This is a genomic window from Bradyrhizobium commune (genome assembly GCF_015624505.1).
Classification (GTDB): Bacteria; Pseudomonadota; Alphaproteobacteria; order Rhizobiales; family Xanthobacteraceae; genus Bradyrhizobium; species Bradyrhizobium commune.
The window spans coordinates 362,855-382,642 of record NZ_CP061379.1; the positions used below are offsets into that span (position 1 = coordinate 362,855).

The 19,788-nt window shown below is 65.1% G+C and carries 20 protein-coding genes; 7 read left to right on the plus strand and 13 right to left on the minus strand.

The features are described from left to right. Positions 1 to 14 precede the first annotated feature (14 nt). The 4 genes from trmD to ffh form a co-directional block, all read right to left on the minus strand. Positions 15 to 770, minus strand: a complete 756-nt coding sequence (gene trmD, locus IC761_RS01750) for a tRNA (guanosine(37)-N1)-methyltransferase TrmD (protein ID WP_195801600.1) — start codon at positions 768 to 770, stop codon at positions 15 to 17. Positions 771 to 875: 105 nt separating this feature from the next. Then, positions 876 to 1,430, minus strand: coding sequence for a ribosome maturation factor RimM (gene rimM, locus IC761_RS01755; RefSeq protein WP_195801601.1), 555 nt, complete (start codon positions 1,428 to 1,430; stop codon positions 876 to 878). Between the two features lie 9 nt (positions 1,431 to 1,439). Continuing rightward, positions 1,440 to 1,772, minus strand: coding sequence for a 30S ribosomal protein S16 (rpsP, locus tag IC761_RS01760; protein ID WP_195801602.1), 333 nt, complete (start codon positions 1,770 to 1,772; stop codon positions 1,440 to 1,442). An 85-nt stretch (positions 1,773 to 1,857) separates the two neighbouring features. Beyond that, a complete protein-coding gene (gene ffh / locus IC761_RS01765; RefSeq protein ID WP_195801603.1) occupies positions 1,858 to 3,405 on the minus strand; it encodes a signal recognition particle protein in 1,548 nt (515 codons plus the stop codon). Between the two features lie 317 nt (positions 3,406 to 3,722). On the opposite strand from ffh, the gene IC761_RS01770 reads away from it, so the two are divergent. Beyond that, positions 3,723 to 4,787: an MBL fold metallo-hydrolase gene (locus IC761_RS01770; protein ID WP_195801604.1), complete on the plus strand. Its 1,065-nt coding sequence runs from the start codon at positions 3,723 to 3,725 to the stop codon at positions 4,785 to 4,787. 167 nt (positions 4,788 to 4,954) lie between these two features. Here IC761_RS01770 and IC761_RS01775 read toward each other — a convergent pair whose 3' ends face one another. Both IC761_RS01775 and IC761_RS01780 read right to left on the minus strand, forming a co-directional pair. Next, on the minus strand, positions 4,955 to 5,659 hold the full coding sequence (locus IC761_RS01775; protein WP_195801605.1) for an SIMPL domain-containing protein: 705 nt from the start codon (positions 5,657 to 5,659) through the stop codon (positions 4,955 to 4,957). Positions 5,660 to 5,664: 5 nt separating this feature from the next. Further along, entirely contained in the window at positions 5,665 to 6,432 is a 768-nt protein-coding gene (locus IC761_RS01780) for a GyrI-like domain-containing protein (RefSeq protein ID WP_195801606.1), read from the minus strand. A 234-nt stretch (positions 6,433 to 6,666) separates the two neighbouring features. Here IC761_RS01780 and dapF point away from each other — a divergent pair, with 234 nt between their 5' ends. Both dapF and mtaB read left to right on the plus strand, forming a co-directional pair. Then, positions 6,667 to 7,542: a diaminopimelate epimerase gene (gene dapF / locus IC761_RS01785; RefSeq protein WP_195801607.1), complete on the plus strand. Its 876-nt coding sequence runs from the start codon at positions 6,667 to 6,669 to the stop codon at positions 7,540 to 7,542. Then, on the plus strand, positions 7,542 to 8,795 hold the full coding sequence (mtaB, locus tag IC761_RS01790; RefSeq protein WP_195801608.1) for a tRNA (N(6)-L-threonylcarbamoyladenosine(37)-C(2))-methylthiotransferase MtaB: 1,254 nt from the start codon (positions 7,542 to 7,544) through the stop codon (positions 8,793 to 8,795). The genes dapF and mtaB overlap by 1 nt, the downstream gene beginning before the upstream one ends. A gap of 185 nt (positions 8,796 to 8,980) precedes the next feature. Here mtaB and IC761_RS01795 read toward each other — a convergent pair whose 3' ends face one another. Both IC761_RS01795 and IC761_RS01800 read right to left on the minus strand, forming a co-directional pair. After that, on the minus strand, positions 8,981 to 10,090 hold the full coding sequence (locus IC761_RS01795) for a DUF2336 domain-containing protein (protein WP_195801609.1): 1,110 nt from the start codon (positions 10,088 to 10,090) through the stop codon (positions 8,981 to 8,983). A 106-nt stretch (positions 10,091 to 10,196) separates the two neighbouring features. After that, complete coding sequence (locus tag IC761_RS01800) at positions 10,197 to 10,898, minus strand: RluA family pseudouridine synthase (RefSeq protein WP_195801610.1); 702 nt, start codon at positions 10,896 to 10,898, stop codon at positions 10,197 to 10,199. 212 nt (positions 10,899 to 11,110) lie between these two features. Here IC761_RS01800 and ftsY point away from each other — a divergent pair, with 212 nt between their 5' ends. Beyond that, positions 11,111 to 12,058, plus strand: coding sequence for a signal recognition particle-docking protein FtsY (gene ftsY / locus IC761_RS01805; protein ID WP_195801611.1), 948 nt, complete (start codon positions 11,111 to 11,113; stop codon positions 12,056 to 12,058). Between the two features lie 3 nt (positions 12,059 to 12,061). Next, positions 12,062 to 12,664, plus strand: coding sequence for a septation protein A (locus IC761_RS01810; protein WP_195801612.1), 603 nt, complete (start codon positions 12,062 to 12,064; stop codon positions 12,662 to 12,664). Positions 12,665 to 12,800: 136 nt separating this feature from the next. Here IC761_RS01810 and IC761_RS01815 read toward each other — a convergent pair whose 3' ends face one another. The 5 genes from IC761_RS01815 to ccmA form a co-directional block, all read right to left on the minus strand. After that, positions 12,801 to 13,397 carry a DsbE family thiol:disulfide interchange protein gene (locus tag IC761_RS01815; protein ID WP_195801613.1) on the minus strand — a complete coding sequence of 199 codons (597 nt, stop codon included), beginning with the start codon at positions 13,395 to 13,397 and terminating at the stop codon, positions 12,801 to 12,803. Next, positions 13,394 to 13,579, minus strand: a complete 186-nt coding sequence (ccmD, locus tag IC761_RS01820) for a heme exporter protein CcmD (RefSeq protein WP_195801614.1) — start codon at positions 13,577 to 13,579, stop codon at positions 13,394 to 13,396. The genes IC761_RS01815 and ccmD overlap by 4 nt, the downstream gene beginning before the upstream one ends. Further along, positions 13,576 to 14,307: a heme ABC transporter permease gene (locus tag IC761_RS01825; RefSeq protein ID WP_195801615.1), complete on the minus strand. Its 732-nt coding sequence runs from the start codon at positions 14,305 to 14,307 to the stop codon at positions 13,576 to 13,578. Before IC761_RS01825 ends, ccmD begins: the two co-directional genes overlap by 4 nt. A 76-nt stretch (positions 14,308 to 14,383) precedes the next feature. Continuing rightward, entirely contained in the window at positions 14,384 to 15,052 is a 669-nt protein-coding gene (ccmB, locus tag IC761_RS01830; protein WP_195801616.1) for a heme exporter protein CcmB, read from the minus strand. A gap of 64 nt (positions 15,053 to 15,116) precedes the next feature. After that, positions 15,117 to 15,719: a heme ABC exporter ATP-binding protein CcmA gene (gene ccmA / locus IC761_RS01835; protein WP_195801617.1), complete on the minus strand. Its 603-nt coding sequence runs from the start codon at positions 15,717 to 15,719 to the stop codon at positions 15,117 to 15,119. Between the two features lie 253 nt (positions 15,720 to 15,972). Between ccmA and acnA the strand changes: the two genes are divergently transcribed. Further along, positions 15,973 to 18,693 (plus strand): aconitate hydratase AcnA, encoded by a 2,721-nt coding sequence (acnA, locus tag IC761_RS01840; RefSeq protein ID WP_195801618.1) that lies wholly within the window; start codon positions 15,973 to 15,975, stop codon positions 18,691 to 18,693. 214 nt (positions 18,694 to 18,907) lie between these two features. Further along, entirely contained in the window at positions 18,908 to 19,687 is a 780-nt protein-coding gene (locus tag IC761_RS01845) for a DUF1223 domain-containing protein (protein WP_195801619.1), read from the plus strand. The last annotated feature ends 101 nt before the right edge of the window (positions 19,688 to 19,788 follow it).

Consider the following 19,788-nt stretch of genomic DNA (forward strand, 5'->3'; position numbering starts at 1 on the left):
AGCGGGAGCGTTTGTCACCCGTCTGTCTTGTTTTTTGGCGTTTTTTGCCGGCCGGCCCGAATCGGGGTTTTGGCCGGGATTTGGGCCCATAAATCCGGCCGCCGGGCCGCCGTCAGGGCCTCGGATTGCGCCCGCCGCCAGGCCGCGACCTTGGCGTGGTCGCCGGAGGTCAGGATTTCCGGGATCGGAACCCCCTCGAACAGCTGCGGGCGTGTGTACTGGGGGTATTCGAGCAGGCCGTCCGAGAAGCTCTCCTCGGTTCCCGAGGCCTCCTTGCCCATCACCCCCGGCAGCAGCCGGACGCAGGCGTCGATCAGGGCCAGGGCTGCGATTTCGCCCCCTGAGAGCACGTAATCCCCGATCGAGACCTCCTCCAGGCCGCGCCCGTCAATCACCCGCTGGTCGATCCCCTCGAACCGACCGCAGACGATCAGGGGGCCGGGGCCCTGGGCGAGCTCCATGACGCGCGCCTGGGTCAATGGCCGACCCCGCGGGCTCATCAGCAGGCGAGGCCGCTCGGGGCCGACCTCCGCCGCATCGATGGCCGCCGCCAGAACGTCGGCCCGCAGCACCATGCCCGGGCCGCCGCCGGCCGGGGTGTCGTCGACACTGCGGTGGCGGTCGATGGCGGAGGCCCTGATATCCCGTGCCTCGATCTGCCAGAGCTCCGAGGCCAGCGCCCGTCCGGCCAGGCTCACGCCGAGCGGTCCCGGAAACATCTCCGGAAACAGCGTCAGCACCGTCGCGCGCCAGGGTGAGGGGTTGGTCATAGCTTCCCAGGTTGGTCGTCCCGGCGAAGGCCGGGACCCATAGCCACCGCACTTCGTTTTGCGATGATCGGAGCCGCCAGCTTAGCCAAAAACCGCGGCCTGTGGTTATGGGTCCCGGCCTTCGCCGGGACGACTAGTGGTGGGGTCTTCGTCCTTGTCGCCCTCGATTTCCTGCGGCAGCGCGATCACGACGCGGCCGCCGGCGAGATCGACCTCGGGCACCACTGCGTTCGTGAACGGCAGCAGCATCGTCGCGCCTTTCAAAGGCGCGATCTCGATGATGTCGCCGGCGCCGAAATTGTGGATCGCGAGCACGCGGCCGAGCGCGTCGCCATCCGTGGTGACGGCGTCGAGCCCGATCAGATCGGCGTGGTAATATTCGTGCTCATCGGTCGCCGGCAGCTTGTCGCGGCTGACGTAAAGCTCGATGCCGTTGAGGCGCTCGGCCTCATCGCGGGTCGTGACGCCCTTGAAGGTCGCGACCAGATGGTCCTTGGCCTCGCGGACCTGCGCCAGCTCGAACTGGCGCCTGCCATCTTTCGACAGAAGCGGACCGTAGCGCTTCACGGCAAAGGGATCTTCGGTGAAGGTCCACAATTTGACCGCGCCGCGCACACCATGCGCGGCGCCGATCCGCGCGACGCAGATCAGCGCCGGCATCGATGAGCCTTAAGCCTTCGCGGCGGCTTCGGCCTGCGCCTTGCGCTCCTTGCGCGGCACGGCCTTTTCGGGGTTGTTGCGCGCTTCGCGCTTCGCAACACCAGCGGCGTCGAGGAAGCGGGACACGCGGTCCGACGGCTGCGCGCCCTTGGCGAGCCAGGCCTTCACCTTGTCCATGTCGAGCTTCAGGCGGGTCTCGTTGTCCTTCGGCAGCAGCGGGTTGAAATAGCCGAGGCGCTCGATGAAGCGGCCATCGCGGGGAAAGCGCGAATCGGCGACGACGACGTGATAGACGGGACGCTTCTTGGTGCCTGCGCGGGCAAGGCGGATAACGACGGACATTGAGTTCTCCTTTAAAGTACAGTCTGTTCGGTTGATTGGTATTCCGCGTTGCGCGAGATGCTGATGATCCCGTGCGACGAATTCCTCATTTCTTCTTGCCTGGAAAACCGCCGAGGCCCGGCAATGTCGGCTTGCCGCTCAGCCCGGTTAGTCCGGGAACGTTCGGCAGACCGGTGCGAAGACCGGGCGGCAGATCCTTCGGCAGGCTGGGCAGTCCTTGTCCGCCGCCGCCCTGCATTTTTTCCTGAAGCGCCTTCATCTCTTCGGGAGACGGCATCTTCGTGCCGCCACCAAAGCCCATCGCCTGCGCGATGCCGGCGAGCGGGCCGCGCTTGCCCGAGCCCATGGCCTTCATCATGTCGGCCATGTTCCGGTGCATCTTCAGGAGCTTGTTGACCTGCTCGACGCTTTGGCCGGAGCCAGCAGCGATGCGCTTCTTGCGGCTGGCCTTGAGCAGGTCAGGATGACGGCGCTCGTCGCGCGTCATGGAATCGATCACCGCGACCTGGCGCTTCAAAATCCTGTCGTCGATGCCGGCCGCCGCGATCTGGTTCTTCATCTTGGCGATGCCGGGCATCATGCCCATCAGGCCGCTGATGCCGCCCATGTTCGCCATCTGCAACAGCTGCTCGCGCATGTCGTTGAGGTCGAACTGACCCTTGCGCATGCGCTCGGCGGTACGCGCGGCCTTCTCGGCGTCGATATTGGCGGCGGCACGTTCGACCAGCGACACCACGTCGCCCATGCCGAGGATGCGCCCCGCAATACGATCGGGATGGAAATCTTCCAGCGCATCGGTTTTTTCGCCGGTGCCGATCAGCTTGATCGGCTTGCCGGTGACCGCGCGCATCGACAGCGCGGCGCCGCCGCGGCCATCGCCATCGACGCGCGTCAGCACGATGCCGGTGAGGCCGACGCGCTCGTCGAACGCGCGGGCGAGATTCACGGCGTCCTGGCCAGTGAGCGAGTCCGCGACCAGCAGCACTTCATGCGGGTTCGCAGCCGCCTTGATCGCAGCCGCTTCGGCCATCATCTCTTCGTCGAGCGTGGTGCGGCCGGCGGTATCGAGCAGCACGATGTCGTAGCCGCCGAGCTTGCCGGCCTCCAGCGCGCGCTTCGCGATCTGCGGCGGCTGCTGTCCGGCGACGATCGGCAAGGTCGGAATGTCGAGATCGCGGCCGAGCACGGCCAGCTGCTCCATCGCCGCCGGGCGATAGACGTCGAGCGAGGCCATCAGCACCTTGCGCTTGTCGCGCTGGACCAGGCGGCGGGCGAGCTTTGCGGTGGTGGTTGTCTTACCGGAGCCTTGCAGACCGACCATCATGATCGGCACCGGCGGCACGGAATTGACGTCGATGGTCTGGCTTTCGGCGCCGAGCGTGTTGATCAGCTCGTCATGGACGATCTTGACCACCATCTGGCCGGGCGTCACCGACTTGACGACGGTGGCGCCGATCGCCTGCTCGCGGACGCGCTCGGTGAAGCTGCGCACGACCTCGAGCGCGACGTCGGCCTCGAGCAGCGCGCGGCGCACCTCGCGCATTGCGGCGTCGACGTCCTTTTCGGTCAGCGCACCGCGCCCCGTCAGACGATCGAGGATGCCGCCAAGCCGTTCCGACAGATTGTCGAACAATGCCGTTGTCCTTGTCCTGCTCGCCAGAATGGCGATCTTCCAAACACCTTCACGCCCGAGGGCGCATCGCGCTGTCGGGCGTTGACCTCCGGCCTCAAGGGCCAGTCGGCGGGTCGAAAAGAAAGCCTTTCCGAGAAAGTGGCGGGGGTTAAACGCCGCTCTCGCCCAAAAGTCAAGGAAAGTTAGGGCGCAGGAGCCCGTCCGGTAGGGCAAGGCCCTGAAAATATGTCATTTTTGGCGATGGGTTCCTTTTCTCGCGACCCCGCCCATATAGGCGGTGATGTCTTACCGTCTTAACCATCCCTGAAGCCCAGTCCGTGCCGATCACCCGTCGCCGCCTTTTCGGACTGCTTGCCGGGGCCGGCGTGCTGGTCGGCATCCCGCCCCTCTGGATGTCCCGCATGAAAACCTATGACGGCCCCGCCTCCGACCATTTCGACGGTCTGCATTTCTTCGATCCGGACGGCGCGCCGCCGAGGTCGCTCGGCGAAGTCCTGCGCTGGCAGCTTGGCGGCGGGCGGCAGCGCGCGACCTGGCCGGACTGGGTCCCGAGCCCCCTTGCCGACACCCCGCCTGCGCGCGTCGATGGCGACAAGGTGCGGCTCTCTTTCGTCGGGCATGCGAGCTGGCTGATCCAGGCCGGCGGCCTCAATATCCTCGTCGATCCCGTCTGGTCGTCCCGGGTGTCGCCGGTTAGTTTTGCCGGACCGAAGCGGCACAACGACCCCGGCATCCCCTTCGAGAAGCTGCCGAAGATCGACGTCGTGCTGGTCTCGCACGGACACTACGATCATCTGGACATCGCAACGCTGTCGCGGCTCGCCAAGAATTTTGCCCCGCGCGTGGTGACGCCGCTCGGCAATGACGTGACGATGCGCAGCACTGACTCCGCGATCAAGGCGGAGGCGTTCGACTGGCACGAGCGCGTCGAGCTCGGCGGCGGAATCGCTGCGACGCTGGTGCCGACGCGGCACTGGTCGGCGCGCGGCATGTTCGATCGCAACAAGGCGCTGTGGGCGAGCTTTGTGCTGGAGACACCGGCCGGGAAAATCTACGTCGTCTGCGATTCCGGCTATGGCGATGGCGGGCACTTTCGCCGCGTCGCCGAGACGCATGGGCCGCTGCGCCTCGCGATCCTTCCTATCGGCGCCTATGAGCCGCGCTGGTTCATGCGCGATCAGCACATGAATCCCGAGGATGCCGTGAAGGCGCTAGGCGATTGCGGCGCGCAACAAGCGCTCGGGCATCACCACGGAACGTTTCAGCTGACGGATGAAGCGATCGACGCACCGGCCAAAGCGCTGGTGGAAGCGCTCGATACAGCAAAGATTCCGCAGGAAAGATTTGTCGCGATGAAGCCGGGGCAGGTGGTGGAGATTTAACTCTTTCCACGCATTGAGCTGTCGTCCCGGCGAAGGCCGGGACCCATAGCCACCGAATTTTGTTTGGCGAAGACTCGGGGTGACCAGCCTCGCGTCACAACCACTCCCTGTGGTTATGGGTCCCGGCCTTCGCCGGGACGACGCCGAGGGTGTCGCGGCAGCGTGCCCTACTGCGCCGGCTTGATCGCCCAGCTCACATTCACCGTGACCGACAGCGTTTCCTCGCCCGGCGCAACGGCGGCGGGCGCAGCGGCCATTGGAGCTACGGCCATGCGGCTCTTGAACAGCGGCATCGGAGCGCCACCTTCGGAGACGCTCAGCGGCGCACCCAGCGTGACGCCGGTGGCCTTGGCGTAGATCTCGGCCTTGCGGCGGGCATCGGCCACCGCCTGCTCGCGCGCATCGTCGAGCAGCTTTGAGGCCTGCGTCACCTCGAAGGAGATGTTGCCGATATCGTTGGCACCGGCGCTGACCAGCGTGTCGATGATGCCAGCCACTTTCGTCACGTCGCGAATCTTGACGGTGACCCGGTTGGAGGCGCGGAAGCCGACCACGGGCGAGGCGCCGGTGGATTTGTTCTGGCCGTATTGCGGCTGCAACGACAGCCGCGAGGTCTGATAGTCCTTCTCGACGATGCCGGCGCCCTTCAGCGCCAGCAGCACCTTGCCCATCGCGGCGTTGTTGGCGTCTGACGCTTCCTTCGCCGTCTTGGCGTCGTTGGCGACGCCCGCGTCGATCTGCGCGAGATCGGGCGCCGCCGAGACAGTCGCCTCACCGCTCACCGAAATCGCGGACGGAAAATCCTCGGCGAGCGCCGGCCTCGCCGAGAGCGCGGCAGCCAACACGGCGGTGAGAGCAACAAGCGTCTTCATCAATCTCACTTCAGCGGCACGAACACGTTGATCACGAGCTTATCCTCGGCCGTCTTCAGGGGATCGGTGAGGTACTCCTCAATGAAAGTGTCCTTGGCTTCGAGCTTCTTGTCGTCGAGGTGATTGGTGATCGCCTCATAGGTGTTGTCCATGTTGTCGTAGGAGCCGCGATGGACGAATTTCAGCGCCTTGCCCTCCGGCGATTTGCCGATGCTCATGTCCTTGGACAGATTTTTCGGATCCTGCTCGACCGGGATCTCGGCGAGGAAGGTGAAGCCCGTGTCATCGGTCGAGGTGTAGACGATCATGGAATTGCCGGCGTGCTTGATGCCCTGCTTGTCCAGCAGCGCGTTGAGCGCCTTGAAGGCATCAACCAGCGTGTCGAAGGCGGAATCCCAATTGGCGGTGCCCTTGACCATCACCACTTTCTTGGCCTCGAGCATGGTCTCCAGGCCGAAGGGATCGGCGGTCTGCACCGGGGCAGGCGTCGTGGCCGCGGCGGCCGGCGGAGCCGGCGAGGGTGAGGCGCTGGCTGCCGGCGCCGGTGTTGCCGCGGGCGAAGCGCTCGCCGCCGGAGAAGGTGTTGCCGCAGGAACAGGCGAGGCGCTCGCGGCCGGCGAGGGCGATGCCGACGGCGCAGGACTTGTCGGAGAAGGGCTCACTGATGCGGCCGGGGCCGGGCTAGGCGTCTGCGCCAGAGCGCCGGACAAGCCAAACGACAAGGCCGCTGCCGGGATCAGCGCGGCCAAAGTGAGACGACAAAGGTGATTCATTCTATTCTCCCCGAGGCCCTGGTCTATCAAGGCCTTAATTCATCAAGACCTTACTCACCAAGGCCTTAAACCGGCCGCGCGTCCCGGTTCGCGCGAACCGCCCCGTTCTAACACGCGAGCGCCGAATTCGTCCCATGACAGATGCGTCATGGCGGGCGTCTTGGTGCCGGCGCCAAATCACTGGCCAAGTCGCCAGAGATCGCCATATAAGGCAGGCGAAATTCAGGAATTTTCATGAGCGCGCTGGCCAATCACGCATTTGCCAAGATGAACGGCATCGGCAACGAGATCGTCGTTGTCGACATGCGCGATTCTGCCGGCCGGGTCACGCCGGACGACGCGCGCGCGGTGGCCTCTGCGCAAGGCGGCGTGCCCTTCGACCAGCTGATGGTGCTGCAGAAGCCGCGGCTCGACGGTACCGAGGCTTTCATCAAGATCTACAACAGCGACGGCTCGGAAGCCGGCGCCTGCGGCAACGGCATGCGCTGCGTGGTGCGGCGTATCTTCGAGAAGACCGGCGAGACCGCGGCGACGTTTGAGACCGCCGCCGGCCTGCTCAATGCCTGGCAGGGGCCGGCGCCGGATCTCTACACCGTGGACATGGGTGCGCCGAAATTCGGCTGGCAGGACATTCCGCTGGCCGAAGAGTTTCGCGACACCCGCTACATCGAATTGCAGATCGGGCCGATCGACAATCCGATCCTGCATTCGCCGTCGGTGGTGAGCATGGGCAACCCGCACGCGATCTTCTGGGTCGACGACGTCAATGCCTATGATCTCGGCCGCTTCGGTCCTCTGCTGGAAAACCACCCGATCTTCCCCGATCGCGCCAACATCACGCTCGCCCATATCGTCGATCGCGATCACATCACGATGCGTACCTGGGAGCGCGGCGCCGGACTGACCCGGGCTTGCGGCTCGGCGGCCTGTGCCACGGCGGTCGCGGCGGCTCGGCTCAAGCGCACCGAGCGCAAGGTCGCGATGACGCTGCCCGGCGGCAAGCTCGGCATCGAATGGCGCGAGCGCGACGACCATGTGCTGATGACGGGCACGGCGACCTTCGAATATGAGGGCACGTTCGATCCGGCGCTGTTCGCGCCGGTCGGCTGATGGGCGTCGAGGTCCTGACCTTCGGCTGCCGCCTCAATGCCTTCGAGGCCGAGGTGATTCGCCGCGAGGCCGAGGGCGCGGGACTTTCCGACACCATCGTCGTCAACAGCTGCGCCGTCACCAACGAGGCGGTGGCGCAGGCGCGGCAGTCGATCCGCAAGCTGAAGCGCGAGCGGCCGAGCGCACGCATTGTCGTCACCGGCTGCGCGGCGCAGACGCAAAGCGAGATGTTTGCTGGTATGGCCGAGGTCGACCGCGTCGTCGGCAATGACGACAAGATGCGCGCTTCCGCATGGCGCGAGGCGCGCGATGCGTTCGACATCGACGCCAGCGAGAAGATCGCCGTCAGCGACATCATGGCGGTGAAGGAGATGGCGCCGCATCTGATCGACGGCTTTGCGAGCGGCCTGCCGCGGGTGTTCGTGCAGGTGCAGAACGGCTGCGACCATCGCTGCACCTTCTGCATCATCCCGTTCGGCCGCGGCAATTCGCGCTCGGCGCCGATGGGCGCGGTGGTCGATCAGGTGCGGACGCTGGTCGAGCGCGGCCATGCCGAGATCGTGCTGACAGGCGTCGATCTCACCAGCTACGGCGCCGATCTTCCGGGTGCGCCAAAGCTCGGCATGCTGACCAAGCAGGTTTTGCGGCATGTGCCGGAGCTGAAGCGGCTGCGCATCTCCTCGATCGATTCGATCGAGGCGGATGCCGACCTGCTCGATGTCATCGCGGACGATGCGCGGCTGATGCCGCATCTGCATCTGTCGCTGCAATCCGGCGACGACATGATTCTGAAGCGCATGAAGCGGCGGCATTCGCGGCAGGATGCGATCGCGTTCTGCAATCAGGTGCGCCGCCTGCGCCCGGATGTTGCTTTCGGCGCCGACATCATCGCGGGCTTCCCGACCGAGACGGAGGAGATGTTCTCGCGTTCGGTCGATCTGGTCGAGGCGTGCGGTCTCACCTTCCTGCACGTCTTCCCCTATTCGCCCCGCCCCGGCACGCCGGCAGCGCGGATGCCGCAGGTTGCGGGCGGCGAGATCAAGGCGCGCGCGAAGCGGCTGCGTGCGGCTGGAGAGGTGGCGCTGCGCCAGCGACTTCAAGCCGAAATCGGTGCGACGCGCGAGGTGCTGATCGAGAGTGAGATGCAGGGGCGTACGGAGCACTATCTGCCAGTGGCGATTGCGGGCGAGCGTGTGGGAAGCGTTGTGTCGATGACGATCAGCGGCAGCGATGGCGAGCGGCTAACCCAATAATCAGTTGTCGTCCCGGCGAAGGCCGGGACCCATACCGCGTGATCTATCGATGATGCGCGATGCTTGTCCCAACGAAGCAGAGCAACTCACAGCCGTCGCCAAACTGCTCCCTGTGGTTATGGGTCCCGGCCTTCGCCGGGACGACACCGAAGGGGTGGAAGCGGAGTGCTTAAGTCGCGAACAGCCTACGAAGCCCGCACCTGCCAGAACCGCAGCGTCCGCCGCGCATTGTCCGGTGTCATGCGGGCGTAGTGCCCCTGCGCTCTTGCAAGGTCGGCCGGCTTCATCGCGCCGGTGGCAAAGCGGCTTTCGAGCACGGCGGTGGTGGTTTCCCAGCTGAGCTGTGCGGCCTTGCACGGCACCAGCAGGCCGTCTTCGCGCAGGCTCTGCATCAGCGGACGAATCACCTCGACCGTCGAGCCGGACAGCGCCGCCAGGGCGGCGACGGCCTCTTCATAGCGCCGCTGCCGGGCGAAATTGAGCAGTGTCGCCTCGTTGAGCTGGCCGGTCGCCTTGAGATTTCCGATCGCCCGCTTGGCGCCCTCGAAATCGCGGACGCCTGACATCTCGCGCTCGACGCCGACGGTGACGGCTGCGATGGCGCTGTGGATCTCCTCGAACAGATCCGGCGGCGCGCGCGACAACAGCCGCGTGCGAACCACATCCGTCGCCGAGCGCAGCAATTGCCGGCGCAGCTCCGAGGGGAGGTCGAGGCGGACGCCCACGCTGACGGCGAGTTCGGGATCGGACTCGGACTGCCCGACGATGATGGCAAATCCGTTGCCCGAGACGCGCGCGCCGGGATTGGCGGCGAGGCGCCGGCTGACGCTCGGATAGCGGCGCGCCAGCAGCGCGTCGGTGACGATCTCCTTCAGCCACCAGCGGCCGGCGACCGCGAGCAGATGCGGCTCGCCCTTGGATGAGGCGATCTTGACCAGCTCGCCATCGTCGAGGCGGGCGGATTCCTGGAGCACGGGGCCGGCGATGCGGATCTCGTCATTGTTGGCGAGACGACGGATGACGGAGGGCGGCGCCTGCGCGATCGGCGCCAGCTGGGCGCTGATCTCGGCGAGCGCCACGCGCGCGCCCATGTCGGCGATGGCGCGCAGCTCGATGGTGCCGATCAGGCGCTCGAGCACGTCGTCGAACAGCGCGATCTGCTCGTCGTTGAAGCTTCCGGCGGAGGACAGGAATAAGTCAGTGACGCGCCGGGCGGTTTCCATGCCCTTTTCCGTCGAGCCGGTCCTGATCGCGGATTCGACCTCGTCGATGATCGATAGCTCGGCCTTGGACATGACGCGCGGCTCGTCCTGAGCGGGTGACGGAAGCTTGTTCTAAGCAACCGCTATCATTAGAGGCGAGCACTGAAGGTTTCGTAAACCATGGCACCCGGGCGGGCGCTTATTCCCCATTCCACCCGCAAACCCTGAGCCGCTCGTGCATGTGCGGCGGGGCCGGCGCGACGACGCGGACCGGCTCCTTGTTGCGGGAGATCGGCACCACGATCTCGCGGGAATGCAGGTGCAGAAGCGGCTCGCCGAAGCGCGGGCCGTTGCCGTAAATGTTATCGCCGAAGATCGGCCAGCCGGTCGCGGCCGAATGCACCCGCAATTGATGGGTCCGGCCGGTGACGGGTTCCATGGCGAGCCAGGTCAGCCCGTCGCCCCGGCCCATCACCTTCCAGTTGGTGATGGCCTTCTGGCCCTCGGGGTCCGGCTTCTGCCACCAGCCGCGTTCGGCATTGAGCCGGCCGAGCGGCATATCGATGGTGCCTTCGTCCTCAGTGGGGCCGCCCTCGACCACGGTCCAGTAGGTCTTGCCGATCTTGCCGTGCTTGAAGAGGAGGCCGAGCGAGGCAGTGGCTTTCCGATGGCGGCCGAGCACGAGGCAGCCGGAGGTGTCCTTGTCCAGCCGATGGGCCAGCACCGGCGGCCGCGGCAGGCCGAAACGGAGCGCGTCGAACGAGGCTTCCAGATTGGCGCCGCCTTTGGGGCCGCGATGCACCGGCAGGCCGGCCGGCTTGTCGATCACCAGCATCAGCCCGTCGCGATGGAGCACGCGCGCCAATATCTCCTCGGCGGTCAATTCGGGAACATCGAGCAATTGCAAGACTTTCGTTTGTGGGCCGGAACGGCTAACACACCACCAGTGCGGTGGATTTGGCATTCGCTCAGCGGCAGCCGCGAAATGCGAAGCGAATGCCAAATCCAGGGCCGCACTGGCAACAATATTTTCTCGTGCCGCTCTTCGATTTGAAGTTCCTAACCGGACTTGCGGCAAGAGAGTAGGAACTTCAAATCGGCGGCACGAGAACCATGAACGATACCACGTCAGATTCCCCCAAGCTGAGCTGGTGGCGCCGCCTGTCCAACGGGCTGAAGCGCACCTCGTCCTCGCTCGGGACCGCGGTCGCCGATCTCGTCACCAAGCGCAAGCTCGACCGCGCCATGCTCGACGACATCGAGGACGTGCTGCTGCGCGCCGACCTCGGCACGTCTGTCGCGGTCCGGATCGCGGACGCCGTCGGCACCGGGCGCTACGACAAGGCGATCTCGGCCGACGAGGTCAAGGACGTGGTCGCGACCGAAGTCGAGAAGGTGCTGTCGCCGGTGGCAAAGCCGCTCGAGATCGATGCAGCGAAAAAGCCGTTTGTCATTCTCGTGGTCGGCGTCAACGGCTCCGGCAAGACCACGACGATCGGAAAGCTCTCGCAGAAATTCGCCTCCGAAGGCCGCAAGGTGATGTTAGCTGCCGGCGACACGTTTCGCGCAGCAGCCATTGAGCAGCTCAAGGTCTGGGGCGAGCGCACGAAGACTCCGGTCGTTGCCGGCGCGCAGGGCTCCGACTCGGCGAGTCTTGCTTTCAACGCGCTGACGGCGGCGAAAGAGCAGAACATCGACGTGCTCATGATCGACACCGCCGGCCGGCTCCAGAACAAGTCCGAGCTGATGAACGAGCTCGAGAAGGTCGTGCGCGTCATCCGCAAGGTGGACGCATCAGCGCCGCACGCGGTGCTCCTCGTGCTCGACGCCACCGTCGGCCAGAACGCGCTGTCGCAGGTCGAGGCCTTTCATCGCACCGCCGGCGTCACCGGCCTGGTGATGACCAAGCTCGACGGCACCGCGCGCGGCGGCATCTTGGTGGCGCTCGCGGAGAAATTCAAACTGCCAGTGCATTTCATCGGCGTCGGCGAAGGCGTCGACGATCTCGCGCCGTTCACTGCGCGCGATTTCGCCCGCGCCATTGCCGGAATCGAAAGCTAGAGAATGGACAAGACCCAGCCGCATCCGCTGTTCAAGCTTGCGACCGAGCTCGGTCCGCTGCTCGTGTTCTTCTTCGTCAATGCGAAGTTCAATCTGTTCGCCGCGACCGGCGCCTTCATGGTCGCAATCGTTGCGGCGATGATCGCCTCCTATGTGGTGACGCGCCACATCCCGATCATGGCGATCGTGACCGGCGTGATCGTGCTGGTGTTCGGCACGCTGACGCTGGTGCTGCACGACGAGACCTTCATCAAGGTCAAGCCGACCATCATCTACGGCCTGTTCGCCGCGATCCTCGGCGGCGGCCTCCTGTTCGGCCGCTCCTTCATCGCCGTGATGTTCGACCAGATGTTCAACCTGACCCCGCAGGGGTGGCGCATCCTGACGCTACGCTGGGCGTTGTTCTTCGCCGGCATGGCGGTGCTGAACGAGATCGTCTGGCGCACCCAGAGCACGGACTTCTGGGTGAACTTCAAGGTGTTCGGCGTCACGCCGCTGACCATGATTTTTGCGATCGCGCAGATGCCTCTGACGAAGCGCTATGGCGTCGAGCCGGTGTCGCTGGAGACCAGCGAGGCCGAGGCTGGGGATATCAGGAAGGGGTAACGGTCTCGTGTCCCGGACGCGCGAAGCGCGAGCCGGGACCCAGAACTTTCCAAGAGCGCCGTCGTGGTGACATGGGCCCCGGCTCTGCAGCGCATCGCTGAAGAAGCGCTGCGCCGCGTCCGGGGCACGAGCGGTGTTAGGAGCCAGCCCCCTTCAACGCCTTCTCCATCTCCGGCAGCAGCACGCTGCGGAAATTGTCCGGTGTGATCGGGCCGACCAGCTTGTAGACGATGGTGCCTTCGCGGCCGACGACAAAAGTCTCCGGCACGCCATAGACGCCCCATTCGATCGAAGCGCGGCCGTTGGCATCCGTGCCGACGCGGCCGAAGGGGTTGCCGTAACGCCCCAGGAAGCGCCGCGCATTGTCGGGCGCATCCTTGTAGTTGATGCCCACGAGCTGGAAGCGTTTGTCTTTTGCCAGTTCAGTCAGCAGCGGCGCCTCGTCGTGGCATGGCACGCACCAGGAGGCCCAGACATTGACCAGGCTGACCTTGCCCTTGAAGGCCGTGGGATCGAAGCCCGGCACCGGTGCGTTGTCGGCCTGCAATCCCTCGAGCGGCGGCAGCGTGGTCTGCGGCGCCGGCCGGCCGATCAGCGCAGAGGGAATCCGCGAGGGGTCGCCGCTGCCGAGCCTGAACCAGAACAGAAATGCGAGACCGATGAAGACGATCAGCGGCAGCAGCATCAGGAAGGCGCGTCGCGGCGGTGTCGCGGAGGTGGTTTGATCGCTCATGGTGTATCCACTGCACTGCGGCTGGAGCGGCGGGTGATGCCGCTGCGCTCGAGCTCGCGCAGGCGCTGGGTCTGGCTGCGGTAGTCGAGCACGACCCAGCTGATCAGGAGCGCGACCACAAGCGCCGCGGCCGCGTAAGACGTCACGATGAAGGACGCGTAGGGGCCAAGCGACATCATCATGCAGCTTTCTGGCTCGCCTGCATCATTTGCAGCGAGCGCACGCGTCGTCGCAAAATCTCGTTGCGCATGGCTGCGAGATGCAGCGTGATGAACAGCAGCGTGAACGCGACCGCCATCACCAGCAGCGGAATCAGGAACGCCTTGTCGAGCGTCGAGCCGCCCATGCGCATCACCGAGGCCGGTTGATGCAGCGTGTTCCACCAATCGACCGAGAACTTGATGATCGGCAGATTGATCGCACCGACCAGCGTCAGCACCGCGGCGGCGCGTGCCGCGCGCGAGGGATCTTCCACCGCGCGCCACAGCGCCATCAGGCCGAGATACATCAGGAACAGGATCAGCACCGAGGTCAGCCGCGCGTCCCATTCCCAATAGGTGCCCCACATCGGCCGGCCCCACAGCGAGCCCGTCAGCAGCGCGAGGAAGGTGAAGCTGGCACCGATCGGTGCGGCGGCTTTCGCGGCGACGTCGGCGAGCGGATGCCGCCACACCAGCGTGCCCAATGAGGCAATGCTCATCACGCCCCACACGAACATCGACAGCCACGCATTGGGCACGTGGATGAACATGATCTTCACGGTCGCGCCCTGCTGGTAGTCGTCCGGCGCGTTGGCGGATTGGTAGAGGCCGATCATGAGCAGGATGACGGTCAAGGCCGCAAGCCACGGCAGGACCCGCGCTGACAGCGCGAGGAACCGCGTGGGGTTGGCGAGGTCGATCAGCGACATGGTATCCTGATAATCACAGCTCAGCACTCACGCAATCAGCATAAAAGCGCGCAGCGAAAGTTGATCGGGCTCAAGCTCAGTCCAGTCCATGCTTCAGGCTCGCGGCTGCCGCAAACGGGCCGATCACGAGGCTCACCAGCGACAGCGCGCAGAGGATCGAGAACGGCGCGCCGAACGATAACGGCCCGGTAATCGCGGCCTCCGAGGCCGCCACACCAAAGATCAGCACCGGGATCGACAGCGGCAGCACCAGCACCGCCATCAACAGCCCGCCCCGATGCAGCGTCACGGCGAGCGCCGCGCCGATCATGCCGGTAAACGTCAGCGCTGGCGTGCCGGCGAGCAGCGTCAGTGCCACCGCGGCGGTCGCGACCATGTCGAGGTTGAGCAGCAGGCCGAGCACGGGGGTTGCGACAATCAGCGGCAGGCCGGCGGCCAGCCAATGCGCCAGCGCTTTCGCGGCGCAGGCAAGTTCCAGCGGCGTCCGGCTCATGGTGATCAGGTCGAGCGAGCCGTCCTCATGGTCGGCCATGAACAACCGGTCGAGCGTCAGCAGGCTTGCCAGGAGCGCACCCAGCCACAGGATCGCCGGCCCGAGCCGCGACAGCAGCGCCAGGTCCGGCCCGACCGCGAACGGCATCAGCACGACGACAGTCAGGAAAAACAGCACCCCAATCAGCGCCCCGCCGCCAACGCGGAGCGCGATCCGGATGTCCCGGCGGATCAGGGCGGCGAGGGCGGTCATAGGGTGGCTCCGGCAGGCGCGAAGGCGGTGCCGGGCCGCTTGGAAAGCTGAGGGTCGGGCCGCCTCATGCCGTCCCCCCAATCCGCAGCTCCCGCGCGTCGATCCCCAGCGGCGTATGAGTCGCCGCGATGATCAGGCCGCCGCGCGCCAGATGATCGCGCATCAGGGTGCCGAACATGTCCTGTCCGGCGGTGTCCAGCGCGGCGGTCGGCTCGTCCAGCAGCCAGATCGGGCGGCGGACGGTGAGCAGGCGGGCTAGCGAGAGCCGGCGGCGCTGGCCGGCGGACAGGAACGCGGCGGGCAGGTCGGCGGCGTGGTCGAGGCCGACGGCCGCAAGACTTGTCGTCGCGTCAAAACGCTCGCCGCCCAAGAAATCAGCCCAGAATGACAGGTTTTCGGCCACGCTCAGGGCCGGCTTCAGCGCGTCGCGATGGCCGAGATAGTGGCATTGCTCGGCAAGCGTCAGCTCGGCATCGCCGCCATCGAGCGCGATTGTGCCGCCAGCCGGAATGAGCAGCCCCGCGATCAGCCGCAGCAGCGAGGTCTTGCCCGACCCGTTGCGGCCGACGACCGCCAGTGCCTCGCCAGCGGCGGCCTCGAAATCGAGGCCGGAAAACACGTCGCGGCCGCCCCGCACGCATGTCAGCCCGCGCCCCGTCAGCCGCATCTCGCCCCCTGTCGAAGCTCCGAAAGGAGCTGCCAGGAAAACCCTAAGAAAATCTTGGGGTAGCGCATCAGAATTTTTGGCTCGCGACTTGCTGGGTACGTTTGTGGCTGTGGCGGCGCGGTTAGAAAGCTTCTATAAGCCCGGAACTACTTGATGCAGCAACTCAACCTGCCCCTGCAAGCGACCCCACCGGATTCGCTGACGGTGTTAAAATACCCCTTGCCGGGTATAACTAACAATTGGGATTTCCTCCATGACCTCGCTCGACAGCTTCAAATGCAAAAAGACCCTCAAGGTCGGCGCCAAGACCTATGTCTATTACAGCCTGCCCACGGCCGAGAAGAATGGTCTGAAGGGAATTTCGAAACTTCCCTATTCGATGAAGGTCTTGCTCGAGAATCTCCTCCGCAACGAGGACGGCCGTTCGGTCAAGAAGGAGGACATCGTCGCGGTCTCGAAGTGGCTGCGCAAGAAGTCGCTGGAGCATGAGATCGCGTTCCGCCCGGCGCGCGTGCTGATGCAGGATTTTACGGGCGTTCCGGCCGTGGTCGATCTCGCCGCGATGCGCAATGCGATGCAGAAGCTCGGCGGTGACGCCGAGAAGATCAACCCGCTGGTGCCGGTCGATCTCGTCATCGATCACTCCGTGATCGTGAACTTCTTCGGCGACAACAAGGCCTTCGCCAAGAACGTCACCGAGGAATACAAGCAGAACCAGGAGCGCTACGAGTTTCTGAAGTGGGGCCAGAAGGCTTTCTCGAACTTCTCCGTCGTGCCGCCCGGCACCGGCATCTGCCACCAGGTCAATCTCGAATATCTTTCGCAGACGGTCTGGACCAAGAAGGAGAAGATGACGGTCGGCAAGAAGACCGGCACCTTCGAGGTCGCCTATCCCGACTCGCTCGTCGGCACCGACTCCCACACCACCATGGTCAACGGTCTCGCCGTGCTCGGCTGGGGCGTCGGCGGTATCGAGGCGGAAGCCTGCATGCTCGGCCAGCCGCTGTCGATGCTGCTGCCCAACGTGGTCGGCTTCAAGCTGAAGGGCCAGCTCAAGGAGGGCGTCACCGCGACCGACCTCGTGCTCACCGTCACGCAGATGCTGCGCAAGCTTGGCGTGGTCGGCAAGTTCGTCGAGTTCTTCGGCCCGGGTCTCGACAACCTCTCGGTTGCCGACAAGGCGACCATCGGCAACATGGCGCCGGAATATGGCGCGACCTGTGGCTTCTTCCCGGTCGATGCGGCCGCGATCGACTATCTCAAGACCTCCGGCCGTGCGCCTGCGCGCGTCGCACTGGTGCAGGCCTATGCCAAGGCGCAGGGCCTGTTCCGCACCGCCAAGTCGGCGGATCCGGTGTTCACGGAAACGCTGACGCTCGACCTCGCCGACGTCGTTCCGTCGATGGCCGGTCCGAAGCGTCCCGAAGGCCGCATTGCGCTGCCCTCGGTCGCCGAAGGTTTTTCGCTCGCGCTCAGCAGCGAGTACAAGAAGACCGAGGAGCCCGCGAAGCGTTTTGCGGTCGAAGGCAAGAACTACGAGATCGGCCATGGTGACGTCGTCATCGCCGCCATCACCTCCTGCACCAATACCTCGAACCCGAGCGTGCTGATCGGCGCAGGACTGCTGGCGCGTAACGCGGCAGCCAAGGGCCTCAAGGCAAAACCGTGGGTGAAGACCTCGCTTGCCCCGGGCAGCCAGGTGGTCGCGGGCTATCTTGCCGATTCCGGTCTCCAGACCGATCTCGACAAGGTCGGCTTCAACCTGGTCGGCTTCGGCTGCACCACCTGCATCGGCAATTCCGGTCCGCTGCCGGAGGAGATCTCGAAGTCGATCAACGACAACGGCATCGTCGCGGCTGCCGTGCTCTCCGGCAACCGCAACTTCGAAGGCCGCGTCTCGCCGGACGTGCAGGCGAACTATCTCGCCTCGCCGCCGCTCGTCGTCGCCCACGCGCTCGCGGGCAGCGTCACCAAGAACCTCGCCATCGAACCGCTCGGCGAAGGCAAGGACGGCAAGCCGGTGTACCTGAAGGACATCTGGCCGACGACCAAGGAGATCAATGCCTTCATGAAGAAGTTCGTGACCGCGTCGATCTTCAAGAAGAAGTATGCCGACGTGTTCAAGGGCGACACCAACTGGCGCAAGATCAAGACCGTCGAGAGCGAGACCTATCGCTGGAACATGTCTTCGACCTATGTGCAGAACCCGCCCTATTTCGACGGCATGAAGAAGGAGCCGGAGCCGGTTACCGATATCGTCGAGGCGCGCATCCTCGCCATGTTCGGCGACAAGATCACCACCGACCACATCTCGCCGGCCGGCTCGATCAAGCTCACCTCGCCCGCTGGCAAGTATCTCAGCGAGCACCAGGTGCGTCCGGCCGACTTCAACCAGTACGGCACGCGCCGCGGCAACCATGAAGTGATGATGCGCGGCACCTTCGCCAACATTCGCATCAAGAACTTCATGCTCAAGGGCGCGGATGGAAATATCCCCGAAGGCGGTCTGACCAAGCACTGGCCGGACGGCGAGCAGATGTCGATCTACGACGCCGCGATGAAGTACCAGCAGGAGGAAGTGCCGCTGGTGGTGTTTGCGGGTGCCGAATACGGCAACGGCTCGTCGCGCGACTGGGCCGCGAAGGGCACCCGCCTGCTCGGCGTGCGCGCCGTGATCTGCCAGAGCTTCGAGCGCATCCATCGCTCCAACCTGGTCGGCATGGGCGTGCTGCCGCTGACCTTCGAGGAAGGCACCTCCTGGTCGTCGCTTGGCCTGAAGGGCGACGAGAAGGTCACGCTGCGCGGCCTGGTCGGCGAGCTGAAGCCGCGCCAGAAGCTCACCGCGGAGATCGTGTCCGGCGACGGCTCGTTGCAGCGCGTTTCGCTGCTCTGCCGTATCGATACGCTGGACGAACTCGACTACTACCGGAACGGCGGCATTCTGCACTACGTGCTGCGCAAGCTCGCCGCCTAAGCGCGAATTTGTGAACAGTGGCTCACTGCGACGTGAGTAGAAGGTTAAACAAAGGCGGCCTATCACAAGGCCGCCTTTGTGCGTTATGGCTTTGGATGGGCCCGCCCGGCAGAAGACGTGTCTCGGGCGGCGGAATGTATTGCGCCCGTAAGACTACGGTGACCATCAGGCGATAAGATCCTCCCCCAACCATTGACGAAGTGTGACGTTCGACATGACTGGAATGATGGCTTCTAATCTCGTTTCGCGATGGTCCGGTGCCTTATGGTCGGGAGCGCTCGGCATCTGTGCCATCGTCGCCGTCATCCGTCCTGCCGAGGCCGATCCCCGCGCCGTCGTCGAGCTCTTCACCTCGCAGGGTTGCTCGTCCTGCCCGCCCGCCGACAAGATCATCGGCGATCTCGCCAACGATCCCTCGATCATCGCGCTGAGCATGCCGATCGACTATTGGGATTATCTCGGCTGGAAAGACACGCTGGCGGATTCGCGCTTCTCGGCGCGGCAGCGCGCCTATTCACGGATGCGCGGCGACCGCGAGGTCTACACGCCGCAGGTCGTGGTCAACGGCGCCGCGCATGTCATCGGCAGCGATCGCGCCGGCATCGAGACTGCGATCGGCAAGACCGACAAGGGCGCAGGCGTGATGAGCGTGCCGGTGACGATGTCGCTCGCGGGCAAGCAGATCAACGTGTCAGTGGCCGCGAGCAAGGAGCCGGCGGTCTCGCATGGCGAGGTCTGGATCTGCTCGATCGCCAAATCGGTGCCGATCGCGATCAGCCGCGGCGAAAATCGCGGGCAGCAGATCACCTACCACAACGTGGTGCGCAACCTGCTCAAGGTCGGCGACTGGAACGGACATCCGGAAAGCTGGACAGTGCCGATCGAGAATCTCACCTCGCGCGATGGCGTCGACGGCGCAGTGGTCTATGTCCAGGACGGCAGCCGCGAGAAGCCGGGCCCGATGCTCGGCGCGGCGTATACGTCGCTGCACTGAAGCACGTAAATCGTCTCCGAAAAAAATAGTCTCCGTCATTCCGGGGCGCGCCTCTTGGCGCGAGCCCGGAATCCATTTTTCATCGCGAAAATTGGATCGAT